Annotated in this window: 6 protein-coding genes and 6 pseudogenes; 3 read left to right on the top strand and 9 right to left on the bottom strand. The window is 65.8% G+C overall.

Annotated features, from left to right (window positions below):
* Positions 1 to 49 precede the first annotated feature (49 nt).
* Together AC3IYJ_RS39980 and AC3IYJ_RS39975 are read right to left on the bottom strand one after the other, a co-directional pair.
* Positions 50 to 577, bottom strand: a pseudogene (locus tag AC3IYJ_RS39980) (IS3 family transposase); the annotation flags it as partial.
* A gap of 57 nt (positions 578 to 634) precedes the next feature.
* On the bottom strand, positions 635 to 934 hold the full coding sequence (locus AC3IYJ_RS39975; RefSeq protein WP_489403123.1) for a transposase: 300 nt from the start codon (positions 932 to 934) through the stop codon (positions 635 to 637).
* Between the two features lie 614 nt (positions 935 to 1,548).
* On the opposite strand from AC3IYJ_RS39975, the gene AC3IYJ_RS39970 reads away from it, so the two are divergent.
* Positions 1,549 to 4,089 carry a YfhO family protein gene (locus tag AC3IYJ_RS39970; RefSeq protein ID WP_489403122.1) on the top strand — a complete coding sequence of 847 codons (2,541 nt, stop codon included), beginning with the start codon at positions 1,549 to 1,551 and terminating at the stop codon, positions 4,087 to 4,089.
* 74 nt (positions 4,090 to 4,163) lie between these two features.
* Here AC3IYJ_RS39970 and AC3IYJ_RS39965 read toward each other — a convergent pair.
* From AC3IYJ_RS39965 to AC3IYJ_RS39945, 5 genes and pseudogenes are all read right to left on the bottom strand, one after another.
* Positions 4,164 to 4,882, bottom strand: a pseudogene (locus AC3IYJ_RS39965) (IS6 family transposase).
* Between the two features lie 81 nt (positions 4,883 to 4,963).
* A pseudogene (locus tag AC3IYJ_RS39960) lies at positions 4,964 to 5,684 on the bottom strand (IS6 family transposase).
* Between the two features lie 1,066 nt (positions 5,685 to 6,750).
* Positions 6,751 to 6,891, bottom strand: a complete 141-nt coding sequence (locus AC3IYJ_RS39955) for a hypothetical protein (RefSeq protein ID WP_489403359.1) — start codon at positions 6,889 to 6,891, stop codon at positions 6,751 to 6,753.
* A 16-nt stretch (positions 6,892 to 6,907) separates the two neighbouring features.
* Positions 6,908 to 7,057 (bottom strand): annotated as a pseudogene (locus AC3IYJ_RS39950) (IS701 family transposase); the annotation flags it as partial.
* A 19-nt stretch (positions 7,058 to 7,076) separates the two neighbouring features.
* A pseudogene (locus tag AC3IYJ_RS39945) lies at positions 7,077 to 7,286 on the bottom strand (IS701 family transposase); the annotation flags it as partial.
* Positions 7,287 to 7,408: 122 nt separating this feature from the next.
* On the opposite strand from AC3IYJ_RS39945, the pseudogene AC3IYJ_RS39940 reads away from it, so the two are divergent.
* A pseudogene (locus AC3IYJ_RS39940) lies at positions 7,409 to 8,992 on the top strand (ISL3 family transposase).
* A gap of 443 nt (positions 8,993 to 9,435) precedes the next feature.
* Here AC3IYJ_RS39940 and AC3IYJ_RS39935 read toward each other — a convergent pair.
* Entirely contained in the window at positions 9,436 to 10,584 is a 1,149-nt protein-coding gene (locus AC3IYJ_RS39935; RefSeq protein WP_489403121.1) for a glycoside hydrolase family 26 protein, read from the bottom strand.
* A 299-nt stretch (positions 10,585 to 10,883) separates the two neighbouring features.
* Here AC3IYJ_RS39935 and AC3IYJ_RS39930 point away from each other — a divergent pair, with 299 nt between their 5' ends.
* Positions 10,884 to 11,333 carry a hypothetical protein gene (locus AC3IYJ_RS39930; protein WP_489403120.1) on the top strand — a complete coding sequence of 150 codons (450 nt, stop codon included), beginning with the start codon at positions 10,884 to 10,886 and terminating at the stop codon, positions 11,331 to 11,333.
* Between the two features lie 1,257 nt (positions 11,334 to 12,590).
* On the opposite strand, the gene AC3IYJ_RS39925 is transcribed toward AC3IYJ_RS39930, so the two are convergent.
* The gene (locus AC3IYJ_RS39925) at positions 12,591 to 13,697 is read right to left on the bottom strand and encodes a winged helix-turn-helix domain-containing protein (protein ID WP_489403119.1); all 1,107 of its coding nucleotides are present in this window, start codon (positions 13,695 to 13,697) and stop codon (positions 12,591 to 12,593) included.
* Positions 13,698 to 14,061: the final 364 nt, after the last annotated feature.

Below are 14,061 nucleotides of genomic sequence, written 5' to 3'. Positions count from 1 at the left end.
TGTTGCCAGTAGGGCGAGTTAGCGGCTGGTGTACTGGGCATCCGCGGTCGGAATGGAAGATCACCGGGCCGGCAGGGCGGCGGGTTCGGCAGGCGGCCGTGAGGGCATCGGCGACGAGTTCGGTTCGCAGATGGTCGGCCGTGGCCCAGCCGACCACGCGGCGGGAGGCGATGTCGATGACGGTCGCCAGGTAGAGCCAGCCCTCTTCGGTGGCGATGTAGGTGATGTCACCGCACCAGCGGGTGTCGATGGCGGCGGGGTCGGGCTGGAAATTGCGAAGGACCAGGTCAGGGCGAGTGCTTGCGCGTGGATCCGGGATCGTGGTGCGGTGTGGTCGCCTTCGGGTTCGGCCTTCGAGTCCGGCCTGGCGCATCAGACGGGCGACCCGGCGGCGTCCGCAATCGGTGCCCTCGCGCTTCAGGACGGCATGGACGCGCGGGGCACCGTAGGTGCCGAGAGAGCGCTGGTGCACGATGGTGATCTTCTCGGTCAGCTCGGCGTCCCGCACCTCGCGGGGGCCCGGGGACGCCGGTGCGGCGAGCGTAGTAGGCGGTCCGGGAGACCTGGAGCAGTTCACACGCCCGCTTGACGTTGTGACCTGCGATTTTCTCCGCCTCGATGAACGGGTGCACCGTCACCGGGTCTCCGTCGCGAAGAAGGCCGTCGCACGCTTGAGGACCTCCACGTGCTCCCGCAGCCTGCGATTCTCCCGCCGCAGCGCGGCCAGCTCCTCACGTTCGCCGCTGGTCAGGCCGTCCTTCTCACCGGCATCGACCTGGGCCTGGCGGACCCAGGAACGGACCGCGGTCTCGGTCAGGTCGAAGTCCTGGGCGACCTGACCGACCGACCGGTCACCACGCCGGCACAGCTCAACGATCTCGGCCTTGAACTCCGCCGTGAACGAGCGCCGAGGTCGCGCCCTCTTCTTCCCCATGCTCTCCATGATGAACATCATCCTTCCGGGGCCCAAGCCCCTGATCTCCGATGTCCGTCAAAGCGGATCAAGCCCACAGATGGCCAGCACCTCGCCGCGCCCTCAGCCGATCACACCCCCGATAACGTGACAACACCGGACACAGTCATACCGGACCCGGAGGCCAGCGGTCCCGTTGCAGGACCGCGAAAAACATAACTGTGAGAGTTCTTCTGCGGCCCGGGATGGGTTGCTGCCAGGCTCGACGTCGATGATCCGGCATGACTCGAAACATAACTGGCGCCCCGTCAGGGGCTGCCGTTCCCCCGAGATGTCTGCCGGACATCGGCGCCGACCTGGCCCACCCGTTGGCTTGATCAGCAGCTTGTCCGCCTTGCGGCGTGACTCATCACAGTTCCGCCACGCGGTGACTCCATCCAGGCCGACGCCGACGACAGCCGTCGGGGGCTTCGAACACTCTCCCCGCACCCCCCGGCGCGAGGGGCGCGCACCCCCGGCGCGGGTGCTCCCCAGCGCGCCGGGCCGGACGGGTCCGGCCCTCCCGGCGAACTAGGCTGCGCTCCGATTCGTCCCAAAGCACACGACGGGACCCCATCGCAGCAGGGAGCGGGACATTGGGGACGGCCAACACTCAGCCGACGACGACCGACGCCGACGGTCCACCAGAGCGCCCGGGCGGCCCGCCCGGCGGCCCACCAGGAGCCCCGCCCGGAGCCCCGGTCCGCGCCCGGGCCGTCCGCGGCCGCCGGGCCCTGCGGCGGGCCGGCGCCCCCCTGCTGGCCTTCCTCATCACCTCCGGCGCCTTATGCGCCTCCTGGGTGGCCCGGGGCACGTACCCCTTCGGCGCCACCGGCCGCGCCATCAACGACCAGGCCAACCAGTACGTGCCCTTCCACCGGGCCCTGTGGGACCTGGTGCACGGCCAGGCGGCCGGCGACCTCCTCTTCACCTGGCGCGGCGGCTTCGGCGAACCGTTCCTCTCCGACTACTACACCTACCTCTGCAACCCCTTCTCCTGGCTGACCGTCCTGGTCCCCCGCGCCCACGTCGACCTCGCCGTCTTCGCGGTCACCCCCCTCACCATGGGCGCCGCCGCCGCGATGATGGCCGGCTACCTCGGCAAGCTGCACTCCGGCCCCTGGTGGCAGCGGGGCGTCCTCGGAGCCGTGTACGGGCTGTGCGGCTGGGCGCTCAGCGACGCTTCGTACATCCCCATGTGGCTGTGGGGCCTGGTCGCCCTCCCCCTCCTCGGCATCGCCGTCGAGTGGTGCCTGGAGCGGCGCCGCTGGCCCGGCGCGGCCCTGCTGGTGGCGCTCGCCTGGTTCGGGAACTTCTACACCGCGATGATGGCCACGATGGCCGCCTGTGTGCTGCTCGCCATCCGCCTGATCGTCCTCGACCTGACCGGCGCGCAGCGGCTGCGCGCCGTGGGTCGGGCCGCGACCGCCACCGCGACGGGGATCCTGCTCACCCTGCCGCTGCTGCTGCCCGCGTTCCTCTCCAGCGGGGCCGCGCAGCCGACCGGGGCGGGCGCGTTCCATCCAGTGCGGATCGACGTGTTCCTGACGGGCATGCTCCCCGCCACCCACCTGTGGGGCGGCCGGCCCAGGCTGTACGTGGCCTCGCTCGGCCTGATCCTCGCCGGGTCCTTCCTCCTCAACAGGGCCGTCGCGAAGAGGACCCGCCTGGTGTGGGCGGTGGCCACGGTGCTGGTGGCGGCCTCCTTCCAGTTCCCGCCGACCCAGTACGCCTGGCACGGGCTGGCGGTGCCCAACGGCAACCCCTACCGCGAGGCCTTCGTCTTCAGCGGGATGCTCGTGATCCTCGGCTGGCTGTCGCTGGCCGCCCGCCCGCTCCCCCGGCAGCTGGTACTGAGCTTCGGCGTCCTGGTCGCCGCCACCCTCGTCCTCAGCCGCACCGCCGACTTCGGCGGCACCACCTGGCCGGCGGTCCTGGGCGGCGGGGCGCTCTCCCTGCTGGCCCTGCTCCTGCTGGCGCTGGGCGACGAGCGCCCGGTGCTGATCCCCGTGGCCGCCGCCCTGATGATCGGGGTGGTCTTCGCCGAGTCGGCGGCCGCCGCGGCCAACGCCGACGTGCGCCGGGGCCGCGAGCGCTGGGCGGCGCCCGCGGTCACCTCGGGCCCCTCGATCGCCCGGCGTCTCGAAGCCGCCCGGGGCGTGCACGGGTGGCCCGCCTACCGGACCGACTCGGGCTCCCCGCAGAGCTCGTACAACGACGCCCTCGCGCTGCGCGGGGAGGGCCCGCAGTACTACAGCAGCTACCTGCCCGAAGCCACGTACAAGGCCCTCGAACCCCTCGGCTTCGGCTACAAGAACGACGGCCGGACCTTCTTCGGCGCCGACAACCCCGTCCTCGACGCCATCTTCTCGATCGGCGCCCGGGTCCGCCCCGCCGCCGCTCCGGACACCTGGACCGGCTCCAGGTTCCCCGCCCCGCCCCTGGTCACCGTCCGCAGCGCCGCCTACTCCTCCCCCAACCCGGCGGGCAGCGTCTACGCCCGCCAGGAGAACCTGCTCGGAGCCACCGTCTACCGGGTCCCGCCCGTCACCCGCGGCGGCACCGCCACCGAGCGGACGTACGCCGCCCGGTGCGCCCCCGGCTCCGAGGCCTTCTGGTACTCCCCCGCGCTCTACGGCACCGTCGCATCCGGCCGCGTCCGGTGGCGCCTGGGAGGCCACACGGCCGGGGTCCTGCCGCTCGGCCGGATCCCCGCGAACGGCCGGGGCGAGGTCACCGTGAAGACCCGTAACCTGCGCGCCGACGCCGGCCGGCACCCCATCGGCTGCCTCGACCGCGCCGAGCTCGACCGGGTGGTCGCCCGGCTCACCGCCACCGGGGCCACCGAGGTCACCGCGGGCGGCCACACCATCGCGGCCACCCTCCCGAAGGGCACCGCCGGCACCGCCGTCTTCGCGATGACCAACGTGCCCGGCTGGCGGTGCACGGCCCCGGTGAAGAGCTTCCACGGCCTCGTCTCCATGGACATCCCCGCCGGCACCACCCGCCTGTCCTGCACCTTCACCCCCGAAGGCTTCACCCCGGGCCTGGCCACCGCCACCCTCGCCCTCCTGGCCCTGACCTCGGCAACGGTCACGGGCCTGCGGAGCGTGTCAAGTCAAATGAGACGTGTGTGACGTTATGAGGGCGCTGTCACGTTGTCGGGGGTGTGGACGGCTGAGGGCGTGTGAGGGCCCGGGGTCGGCCTGGTTCAGGCTGTGGCGGGCATGACGGTGGCTCCGGTGATCTGGTTCCAGATGGTGAAGCGGAGGGTCATTTCGAAGCGGTGGCGGCGGGCGGTCATGAGGTGCCGGTGGGGCCGGAAGTGGGGTGAGATCCCGGTGAACGCGGACAGGAACCGCTGCGCGAGCCTGGGCTGCGGAAGCCTTTCATCGCGCGTTCGCGTTGCCGGGTGGGCTGGTGCGAGTTCTCCGCCCGGTTGTTCAGTCCCTTGTGGGAACGGTGCTCGACCGAGGGCATCACCTCACGGTGCGCAGCCCCATAGGAACGGAGCTTGTCCGTGACGATCACCGTCGGCACCTGGCCGGTGGTGGTGAGGAGCCGGCGGAAGAAATGCCTGGCCGCAGCCTTGTCACGCCGGTTGGTGACGAGGATGTCCAGGACGTTGCCGTCGGTGTCGACGGCCCGCCACAAGTACTTCTGCACCCCGTTGATCTTGATGAAGACCTCGTCGAGATGCCATTTGCCGCCGGGCTGCGGGCGCCGCCGGCGCAAAGCGCTGGCATAAGCCTGACCGAACTTCAGACACCAGCAGCGGACAGTCTCGTAGGAGACAACGACGCCGCGCTCCAGCATCAGCTCCTCCACTTCACGGAAGCTGAGGGGTAAGCGGAAGTACAGCCACACACAGTGCGAAATGATCTCCACCGGGTAGCGGTGATTCGCGTACGACGGCACCACAGACGACACGACGGGGCGTTGTCAGGTTGGGGAGTCGTTGGAAAGTGGGTTCCGGATTGGGGTGTGGCGGGGTGTGGTGTTCGCGGTGGTTCAGGCCGGCGCGGGCACACCGGTGGCCTCGTTCCATACGGCGAAGCGCTCGGTCATCATCTTGCTTCGGTAGTCGCTGGCGGTGAGTAGGTGGCGGCGTGGCCTGAAGTGCGGGGAGATGAGGCTGAAGGCTCCCAGGAACCGTTGGGCCGTGCCGGCCGAGCGGAAGCCCTTCATCGCCCGTTCTCGCTCCCGGGTCGGCTGATGTGAGTTCTCCGCCCGGTTGTTGAGCCCTTTATGAGAGCGGTGGTCGATGGAGGGCATGCTCAGGGTCCGCAGTGCGGCCCCGTAGGAGCGCAGCTTGTCGGTGATCACCACCCGGGGCACGGACGCGGTCTTCTTGCGGAGTTTCTTGAAGAAACGCCTGGCCGCGGCGGTGTCCCGCCGGGGCTGGACCAGGATGTCCAGGACGTTGCCGTCCCCGTCGACGGCCCGCCACAGGTACTTCCGGACGCCGCGGATCTTGACGAAGACCTCGTCCAGGTGCCACTTATCACCTGGTTTGGGGCGGCGGTGCCGCAGCGCGGCCGCGTACGTGGGGCCGAACGTCCTCGACCACTGGTGGATGGTCTCGTAGGTGACGTCGATCCCGCGCTCCAGCATCAGCTCCTGGACGTCCCGCAACGACAGGGAGAAGCGGTGGTACAGCCACACAGTGACCGATGACCTCCGGAGGAAAGCGGTAACCCCGATAGGAAGGCGCCTGCACCAAGTCCACGATCCCGCCTCTCACCAGCCCCGATCAACCTGACAAGGCCCACGACGGGCTTCCCTCCCAGACGGACAACCCGAAGATCATCCCACCCCCGCCCCGACAACGTGACAATGCCCTTTCCGAGCCCCACAAGTCAGCCTGGAAGGGTCCATTATTCCTTTTGAATCCATGCGATCAGGCGATCGCAAATAAACGCGACGATTAAAACGGCGAGCGCTCCCGCCGCAACGATCAGTGCCACACTATCCATTCACAACCTCCAACCGTGACACGCATTTACCCGTGCCGATGCCGCAGAGTGCACAAATTTAGATCCGCCCGACATACGAGGTATTTGAACCGATCCGGGAGACGCTCGAGCCTACATCTGGCGCACAATGGATTTCATGCTGGCGAGAAGCAATTATCTGGCGGCGGGTTGACGCGAACTCCCCCAGCTCCTCAAAGACCTGTCCGTACGTGGCGATCTCTGCCGCGTCGGCTTGTTCCATGGGATGGTAATTTCGATCGTGCGCGCGACGGCTTCACTCGCGGCAGCGGCGCGTCGCTCTGTGATTTTGCTCAGCACATTGAGCGCACCAATATGCCCGTCATCCAGAAACTTCTAGTCTAGAACCTGCCCAGATGCAAGTGCGCTACCTTTTCGAGGCGATTTACCTTCGCCCGGCAAAGTGAGTTAATCGCACTATCGTGGGAACTCGCCAGCCCTTGATCACATTTTCTCAGAGCAGTGGAGCCGGATATAGTCAAAGCGAACATAATGGCGATCACCCTCATCGCCTTCCTGGGAATCGACATGGTGGCGTCATGTGTAATTCCAGAGCGCTAGAAAGGTCGCATTCTCGAATCGGTATTATAAATAATTATGTTCGATTTGGGTGTTCCCTGTACTACAGCCGTGCGTCGTGTTGGCGGTCTCTTCGGTCGTGGGTGGCGTGGTGGCTTCGGCGGGCGCGGGTTTGATGTGTTCGGCGCCAGAGTGACTGGGCGGTGACGAGGGCGGCGGAGACTGGTGGCGGGGGCCAGGCGAGGCGGTTGAGGAGGCGGCGGATTTCTTCGGCGCTGTAGCGGATCAGCTCGCCGGTGAGCGGGTCACCGCCCCCTTTTCGGGCGTCTGGGGCTCCTTGTCCTGTCCGGCCGGGGCCGGTAGCGGTGGCTCCTCGGTGGTGTCGGTGCGGGTGGCGGTGACGGTCAGGAAGGCGAGGGCGGCCATGGCGAGGGTGATGTGGCGGTGCCTCCACGCGGAGTGGTCCGGTGCCGGGCGTGACCACGCTCTCGTTCACTGGCACCGCCATGACGTAAGGGATACGGCGGCGCTCCAGCGCGGCGCGGAGCTTGCGGTCGTGGCCGTAGAGGCTGTCGGCTGCGACCCAGCCAAAGGGCACCCCGGCCCGCCTGCAGCCACTGCACCCGGTCCGGCGACGCATGCCCGGCATACTCCGCGATCTGCCATCCGTTCTTCCGCTCCACCGGCGCGATCAACGCCCTCAGATACACCATCGCCAACCGGCTCCGGTCCACCCTGCCGAACACCCCGGCCAGCGAACCGAAGAACTCCTCGAACCAGTCCGACCACACCCGCACCGCACGCTCTGTTTCCACGAACAGAACAACGCGACACCCACCCAACAGTCACTCACGGCTGTGCCCGGTGCGGGTCTTGGGGGAGTGTTCAATGAACGGCCCTGTCTCACATTCGGTGGTGACACAGAGTGGCACGGGTCGTTGATCTGAGCGTGAAGAGTCTCAACAAGCTGGTGGCGACGGTGTTTTCGGGGATATCCCCGCTGGTCATCGAGGATGTGGTCGACGAGGGCGAGCGCGTGTCGTGAGGGCACGGACTCCGGGTTCGACCGCGGTCTGCCCGGTGTGCGGGGCCTTGTCGGGGCGGGTGCACGGCTATCACTGGCGGACGGTTGCTGACCTGCCGATCGACGGCCGGCGGGTCGTGGTCCGTGTCCGGGTTCGACGTCTGGTGTGTCCGACCCGCGGCTGCCGCCACACCTTTCGCGAGCAGTTGCCGGGGGTACTGGAGCGATACCAGCGGCGCACAACCCGTCTGACCAGGCAGATCAAGGCCGTCGTCAAAGAGTTAGCGGCGTGCGGGATCGCGTCTGCTGGTGATACTCACGATGGGCCTGTCGCGTCACACAGCCCTGCGCTCCCTGCTTCGCATTGCGCTGCCCACCGGGCGAGTGCCCCGCGTGATCGGTGTCGACGATTTCGCCCTGCGCCGGCGGCACCGATATGCGACCGTGGTGATCGACGCGGAAACTCATGAGCGGATCGACGTGCTGCCCGACCGTACGGCCGACACGCTGGAAGCATGGCTGCGCGAGCATCCGGGCGTCGAGGTCGTGTGCCGGGACGGCTCCACGACCTACGCCGAGGCCATCCGCCGTGCCCTGCCCGACGCGGTGCAGGTCAGCGACCGATGACACTTGTGGCACAACCTCTGCGAAACCGCCCTGAGCGAGGTCAAGGCACACAGCACCTGCTGGGCCGCCGTGCTGGACACCCCAATCCATGAAGGACCACGAGCCGAGACGACGCTCGAGCGTTGGCATCAGGTCCATGGCCTTCTCCGGCAGCATGTGAGCCTGCTCGAATGCGCCCGCCGACTCCAGCTGTCCCTGAACACCGTCAAACGCTATGCCCGCGCCGACCGACCCGAGCGCATGCTCCGCGTCCCCAAGTACCGAGCCAGCCTCGTCGATCCCTACCGCGACCACCTGCGCAGACGTCGGTTCGAGGACCCTGCTGTTCCCGTCCAGCACCTCTTCGAAGAGATCAAGGCTCTCGGGTTCACCGGCTGCCTCAACCTCCTGCACAAGTACATCAACCAAGGCCGCGCGGACGCCGACCGCAGCCACATCTCCCCGCGCAGGCTCGCCCGGATGCTCCTGACCAGGCCCGAGAACCTCAAGACCGGACACCGCGATCTCCTGGACCAGCTGACCACCGCCTGCCCCGAGATGACCGACCTGGCCAGCGCCGTCCGGACCTTCGCCCAGCTCCTGAAGCCCCGGCCCGAGAACGTCGACACGCTCGACCACTGGATCACCCAGGCCCGCGAAGCCGACCTGCCACACCTACACGCCTTCACCCGCGGCCTCGAACGAGACCACGATGCCGTAACCGCCGCGGTCACGCGCAGACGCACGATTCACGATCTTCATGGGTCTACTCCTGAAACGATTTCGTCCCCGGTTGACCATTTACGCACGTGGGTCAAAGCCCAGCCATCCGGACGCTTGACACCCGGCACGGTCGCGGCCATGAAGCTGAGGTTCGGCCACATCCCCCATGGATAGCCTTCATCGGGGATGTCACCCACCACGGCTGCCACACCGTAACCCTCCAGCCGGGCACGTCGTTAGATCAAGCATCGCGTCATGCCTGTCCGAATCCCCTTCGGAGACGCGAGTGGGGGGTCAGGGACAGAGGCCTGGCCCCCCACAGCTTCGATCGGATTCTAAGGAACCGAGGCAGCTGTGAAGTGCCGAGCACAGTAGGCATCCCATGCAGCAAGCTCCCGCAGCACCCATCCTGCTCTGGCGGCCATCCGGGAACCACAGATCACACACGTGGCTGCACGTAAATTTGGAACGAGTGGAGAATCGGAGCTGAGGGCCGGCCATACCTCGACGCGCAGAACTCCCGAGCAGGCAGCCTTCATTGGGGTGTCACACATTTTGACCCTACAATTCACACAAGGCACTGAGGGGATTCTGAATTGGTCACCACCTGAACGCCTCTAGGGGTGGCAATTTGGCTCCAGAGCCGGCTGCGGATCCGTGAGCAGGAAGCGGTTCCAATCCGGGTTCAGAATCACATCTTCCCACAACGATGAACTCTCCACAGCCGCCGGCCAACCAACAGGCTTGGACGTGGACCCTGTACAGGCTGCGATCGCAGACCGGTACACCTTGGATGCAGTGGGATTCTCAGTGCACCGCCACACCCCATGCGGGCAGTAGTCGGTAATAGTATTGTAGATCGGTTTGTGGAGGTCGATCCATTTGAGCATGCGCCTCATGTAGTCGGCATTGTCACCATTCCTGAACAGGCCCCACTCGGGGTAGGAGATGGGTTTTTGGTGAGCGGCAGCGAATTCGACGTGATCCTGAAGTCCCAATGGCTCGTTGACTTGCTCATCGAAACTCACCCCGGAAGGCTGGTCGTAGGAGTCCATGCCAATGATGTCCACGAAGTCGTTTCCGGGATAGCAGCTGGTCCATGCCACCGCATCCCGTCCTCGGCTGGGGGCGAAGTCGAAGCGAAGCCGCTGGCCCGGCACGGAACGCATGGCGGAGACAGCACTTCTCCAGTAGGCCATCCAGCTCGTCGGGTCCGGCCCACAGCGGTGCGTATAGGTGGTGCCGTTCATCTCCCAGCCCAGAACGATCACTGTGTCCGGGATTCGAAGTCTGACCAGCCGTTCGGCCAAAGCCTTGAAATGTCCATCAAAGGATCCGGCGGCGCCACGCTTCAACAGTTTGCGGACTTGCTCGTCCGACACGTCCGCTTCGTTGTCTTCCTGCATGGGCACGTTCAGGACCAGGATGCGGTCTGCACGTGCCTGCCGCCATTCAGCCCAGTCCTGGATGAAGTCGACCTTGCCCTCAATGTCTTCCCAGCTTCCGCCCGGCAAATACGTGTGCCCCACACGCACTTCTGCGCCACCGAGCCATTTCTCCAGCGACAGGATCTGACGGACTCCCCGCCCATCGGACTCGAGAAAGGCGCCGAATGCCGACTTCGTGGTTGGAGGCGGCCCGACGGCAGGACCGCTTTCAAGCGCCCCTGGATGGCCACTGGCCGGGACGGCAAGACAGGAGGCCGTGGCAACTGCGGCAACGATCGCGCTTAAGACGACGTTCGCTCGACGGATTCTCTGACGCATGGTCTCCTCATCACAGTCGCGTATCACCCCCTCACCATTAGAGATGACTCGTGTTGGACTGATCCGCAGGGAAACACTCCGCCGGTATCCAATCCCTCTATTGGCCTGCTCTTCGCCGCCGGAGAGCCCGACTCTGGATTTCGACACCATTTTACGGATATACGCGTAAGACAGTACCGTCGCACAGCTATTCATATGAGCCGATTACTGCACAAGTAGGCCAGTAACAACTGGATGACGAAGGGGCTTTGACGCTTGAGCCTGCGTTGCCGCCGTCAACCAGCATCGTTGGGTTGGGCATGACGACTCTTGACGATGACAAGGGCGGAGTCCCGTATGCCCAGCTCGATGGGGCCTACTGGCTGGACTCGACCCTCCTGAACAGAGATGACTGCGAGTGGTGTGTGCAACTGGTTCAGGCTCAAGACACCACTCGACTTGAGGAGTTCCCCGTTCACTCCCAGCCACAGGAGAGCGGTTCCACACCGACTAAGTCGCCACGAGGCGGCACTGTCAGCCGCTTGCCCGCCAAGCGGTCGCTCATGGAGTTGGGGGCCGCGGCGACAGTCGTCTACGCCCTGATGTTGATCATCGTCGGTGGCCCTGCAGAGCAGCTTTCCGAACCGGGAGTCCGGATCCCCCTCTCCCCCAGGATGCTCCAGATCCACCACCGAGAGAAGCCGGAATGGCTTCAGAGAAGCCTGCCTGTACACAGGACCGAGCTCAGCCTTCCGTCCTACGACGCCTGAGTCGCCACTCAGTCACCTTGTATCCGGCATCGCCCCTTGGCCCCGTTCAGCTCGTCGACTTGACAGTCGTGGGGTTGTCGGGGCCTCCGGCTGCCCCCGCGTTGCCGGAGCGCCGAGGACTCGGCCCGTCGAACATGGCTCCGGGAACAACCGGAACATCGGGAACCGTGCTGGCGGTCTCCAGTACTGGGCCGCAACGGCGCTGACGAACGGCCCCACTCACGCCGGCGATCGGATACCCGGCAGGCCGCCCGCCCTACCATTCGCGACTGCCGTAGGAATGGATCTCTTCCCCCAGCCGAAGATGCGTGGTTTCGGACGGCGGATCGTCAACACGCCCGCAAACCCAGGCCAGAACGCTGTGCGTGCCATGGACAAGTGAACACCCCGGCCGATCCCCCGCATCCCAGCGCCTCAACTGGACGGACGCCGCCTGCTCCTCTGCATTGAGCTGAGCTGCGCAGGGGTGATCCGAACCCATTCTTTCGGTCATGGTGACCGGCCCGATCGTGGAATATCCCAGTATCCATCTAAATCCAACCAACACCCCGTGCGAGAATGTACACCTCAATCCCTCGCTCATGAGATGAACCCAATGATTGTTCCATAATTCAATCTCGTCGCGACGTCGCACTCCTATTCGCGATCCGACTGCGTCTGGGTAAGCCATGGGGACACGGTAGGCACGAGAGGTGCGATCCTGCCCGTCGGGGCTGTCCGTTCGGGTGCACCCGAGTCGATGCCGACGCTCTCCGCCAGGACTTGGAGCAGCGCCAGAGCAGCACTGCTCCGCAGGCGGCTCACACACCATCACACACCGTCTCACCGGCCGCCTGCCGACGGCCCTCCAAGTCGCTCCAGGCACCACTCGGCACGGTGTCTGAGATCCTCCTACAAGGGCGCATCCCGTTCAATTATCAATCACATGCCGACATCCCTCATGAAGATCGGGCTTATGTGACAAGCAGCAAAGTTCTGACTTGCGGCCTATTTCACGCCCCCCGCCGAGCGGGGCTACTGGTGGGGTAGCGATCAGACCCGAGGCCTCGGCACTTGGCAGAGATTTTCTCCAGGTCAGGTGGCTGCATCCTCGGGTATTCGGCGACGGATGACGACTATGGACACATGGGGAGAGAGCGACGAGACACAGCAGGTCAGCCGAAGGTCCATAGTTGCCTATCGCGCGCATGCCTCTAGCCCACCCGGAATCCGAGCAGGCTGATTGGTCACAACGTGGTGAGTCTTGGAAAGGGCCGGCTATGAGCTCAGTGGTTTCGAGCGGCCGAACCGCTGCAGCCAGTTCGTCAGAACCCTTGCAGGGACTGCCTCAGCAATCCACCTCGGGCACTGCGCGTCGTCTTCGGCCACCAAGTTCTTCAGTTCACGGAAGGCCCTACGCCAGCTCTCGCGAAGATCCATGCGCTGAGAGCGACGTCGCAGCAGCTCCGTCACCTGGGACTGACGCTTGCCTTCGGTGCCCAAGCACCGTGCGATCTCGACAAAATCGTGCATCAGACGCTGCCAGCGCCCGTTGGCGTAACGCGCGAGACCATGGCGGGACAACTTGCGGAGGCGGAGCCTGGCTGCGTTGTGCGAGATCCTCAGCCGGTCTGCGACCTCCTGCGTCAACATGGGTGCGCCGGAGGACAACTCGCGCCATGCCAACATGGCCGCCTTGCCCAGGGCACCCCACCGAGCAGCGTCGATTCCCAGATCGTCCCCGAGCTGGAGGCCAACGGGCGCACCCGTGAGGGGATCAACGCCACCTTGGGCTCCGCGCGCTTCCGAGGCGACATGACTTAATTCAAGCTGCTCGGGCAGCGTCAGCCGGTAGCGTGTCGAGGTCGTGGCAGTAGGCGCTTCAAGTACCTTGAGCCAGCCCTTTTTGATGAGACGGTGCAGCGAATTCCTGGCCGTGGAGTCGCAAACACCTGCTGCGACGGCGATCACTGCCAGGCTGGCCGAAAAATCGACACCTCCTTGAGCGTAGGAGATCCTGCCGACTGCTTCACACACCGCACGATCTGTCGTACCTGCCGTGCGATGCCATACGTCGTGGTCGAGAGCTGCGATCCAGCCGACGACCTGTTGGAGAGCCTCCACACGGTTGCGGATTTTCGGCGTTCTCCAATGGCCTTGCCGTGTAAGCGCAAACGACCAAATACGTTCAACTTCTGCCAACTGCCAGCGGGAACTGCGCCGTCGAAAGGTCTCCCCGAGGAGGTTCTCAGGATCGCTGAGGGCGGAGGCAATGTACTCCTGCCCCCTGCCGGCGCCTACTGCCGCAATGGCAAAGGCCAGCCGTGCATGCGAAGGAGACTCGTACCCGCCGGCTGCGTGCCCCTCCCGCAGGACGCGCTCCATTCGGGACGACAGGCCTCCTACGCCCAGGAGTCGAGCCATGTGGCGCACCTGGTCGCGGCTGGCGGCGGGCCCTGACAGGATCTCGAGGGCACGCTTGGGGCATCCGGCGACAGTGCTGCGCATGCCCGCCCGGTGGCGTACGAAGGGAGGGCGCAATCCTCGCGAGCGGACGTCGAGTCCTACCCGCCGGCAGAGCGACTCGATTCCTTCACGCAAAGAGGGGGCCGCCGTACCGAGTGCCAGGATTAAGTGCTTATGTCCGGGACGTCCCGATTGCACCAGTACTGTTCCGATGCAGGCCTCTGCCGCTGCATTTCTGAGACTCTCAAAAGCGGCACGGCGCCGCTGAACATCCTCAGGGCTC

Source organism: Streptomyces sp. GL_140 (genome assembly GCF_057834465.1).
Note: the sequence above shows the minus strand (reverse complement) of the source record. Positions and strands in the feature narration are given on the sequence as shown.

Bases quoted from the DNA above. Each gene is read 5' to 3' on its own strand.
- AC3IYJ_RS39975 (WP_489403123.1), bottom strand. From the start codon at position 934: ATGGGGAAGAAGAGGGCGCGACCTCGGCGCTCGTTCACGGCGGAGTTC.
- AC3IYJ_RS39955 (WP_489403359.1), bottom strand. From the start codon at position 6,891: ATGGCCGCCCTCGCCTTCCTGACCGTCACCGCCACCCGCACCGACACC.
- AC3IYJ_RS39935 (WP_489403121.1), bottom strand. From the start codon at position 10,584: ATGCGTCAGAGAATCCGTCGAGCGAACGTCGTCTTAAGCGCGATCGTT.
- AC3IYJ_RS39930 (WP_489403120.1), top strand. From the start codon at position 10,884: ATGACGACTCTTGACGATGACAAGGGCGGAGTCCCGTATGCCCAGCTC.
- AC3IYJ_RS39925 (WP_489403119.1), bottom strand. From the start codon at position 13,697: ATGGAGCGCGTCCTGCGGGAGGGGCACGCAGCCGGCGGGTACGAGTCT.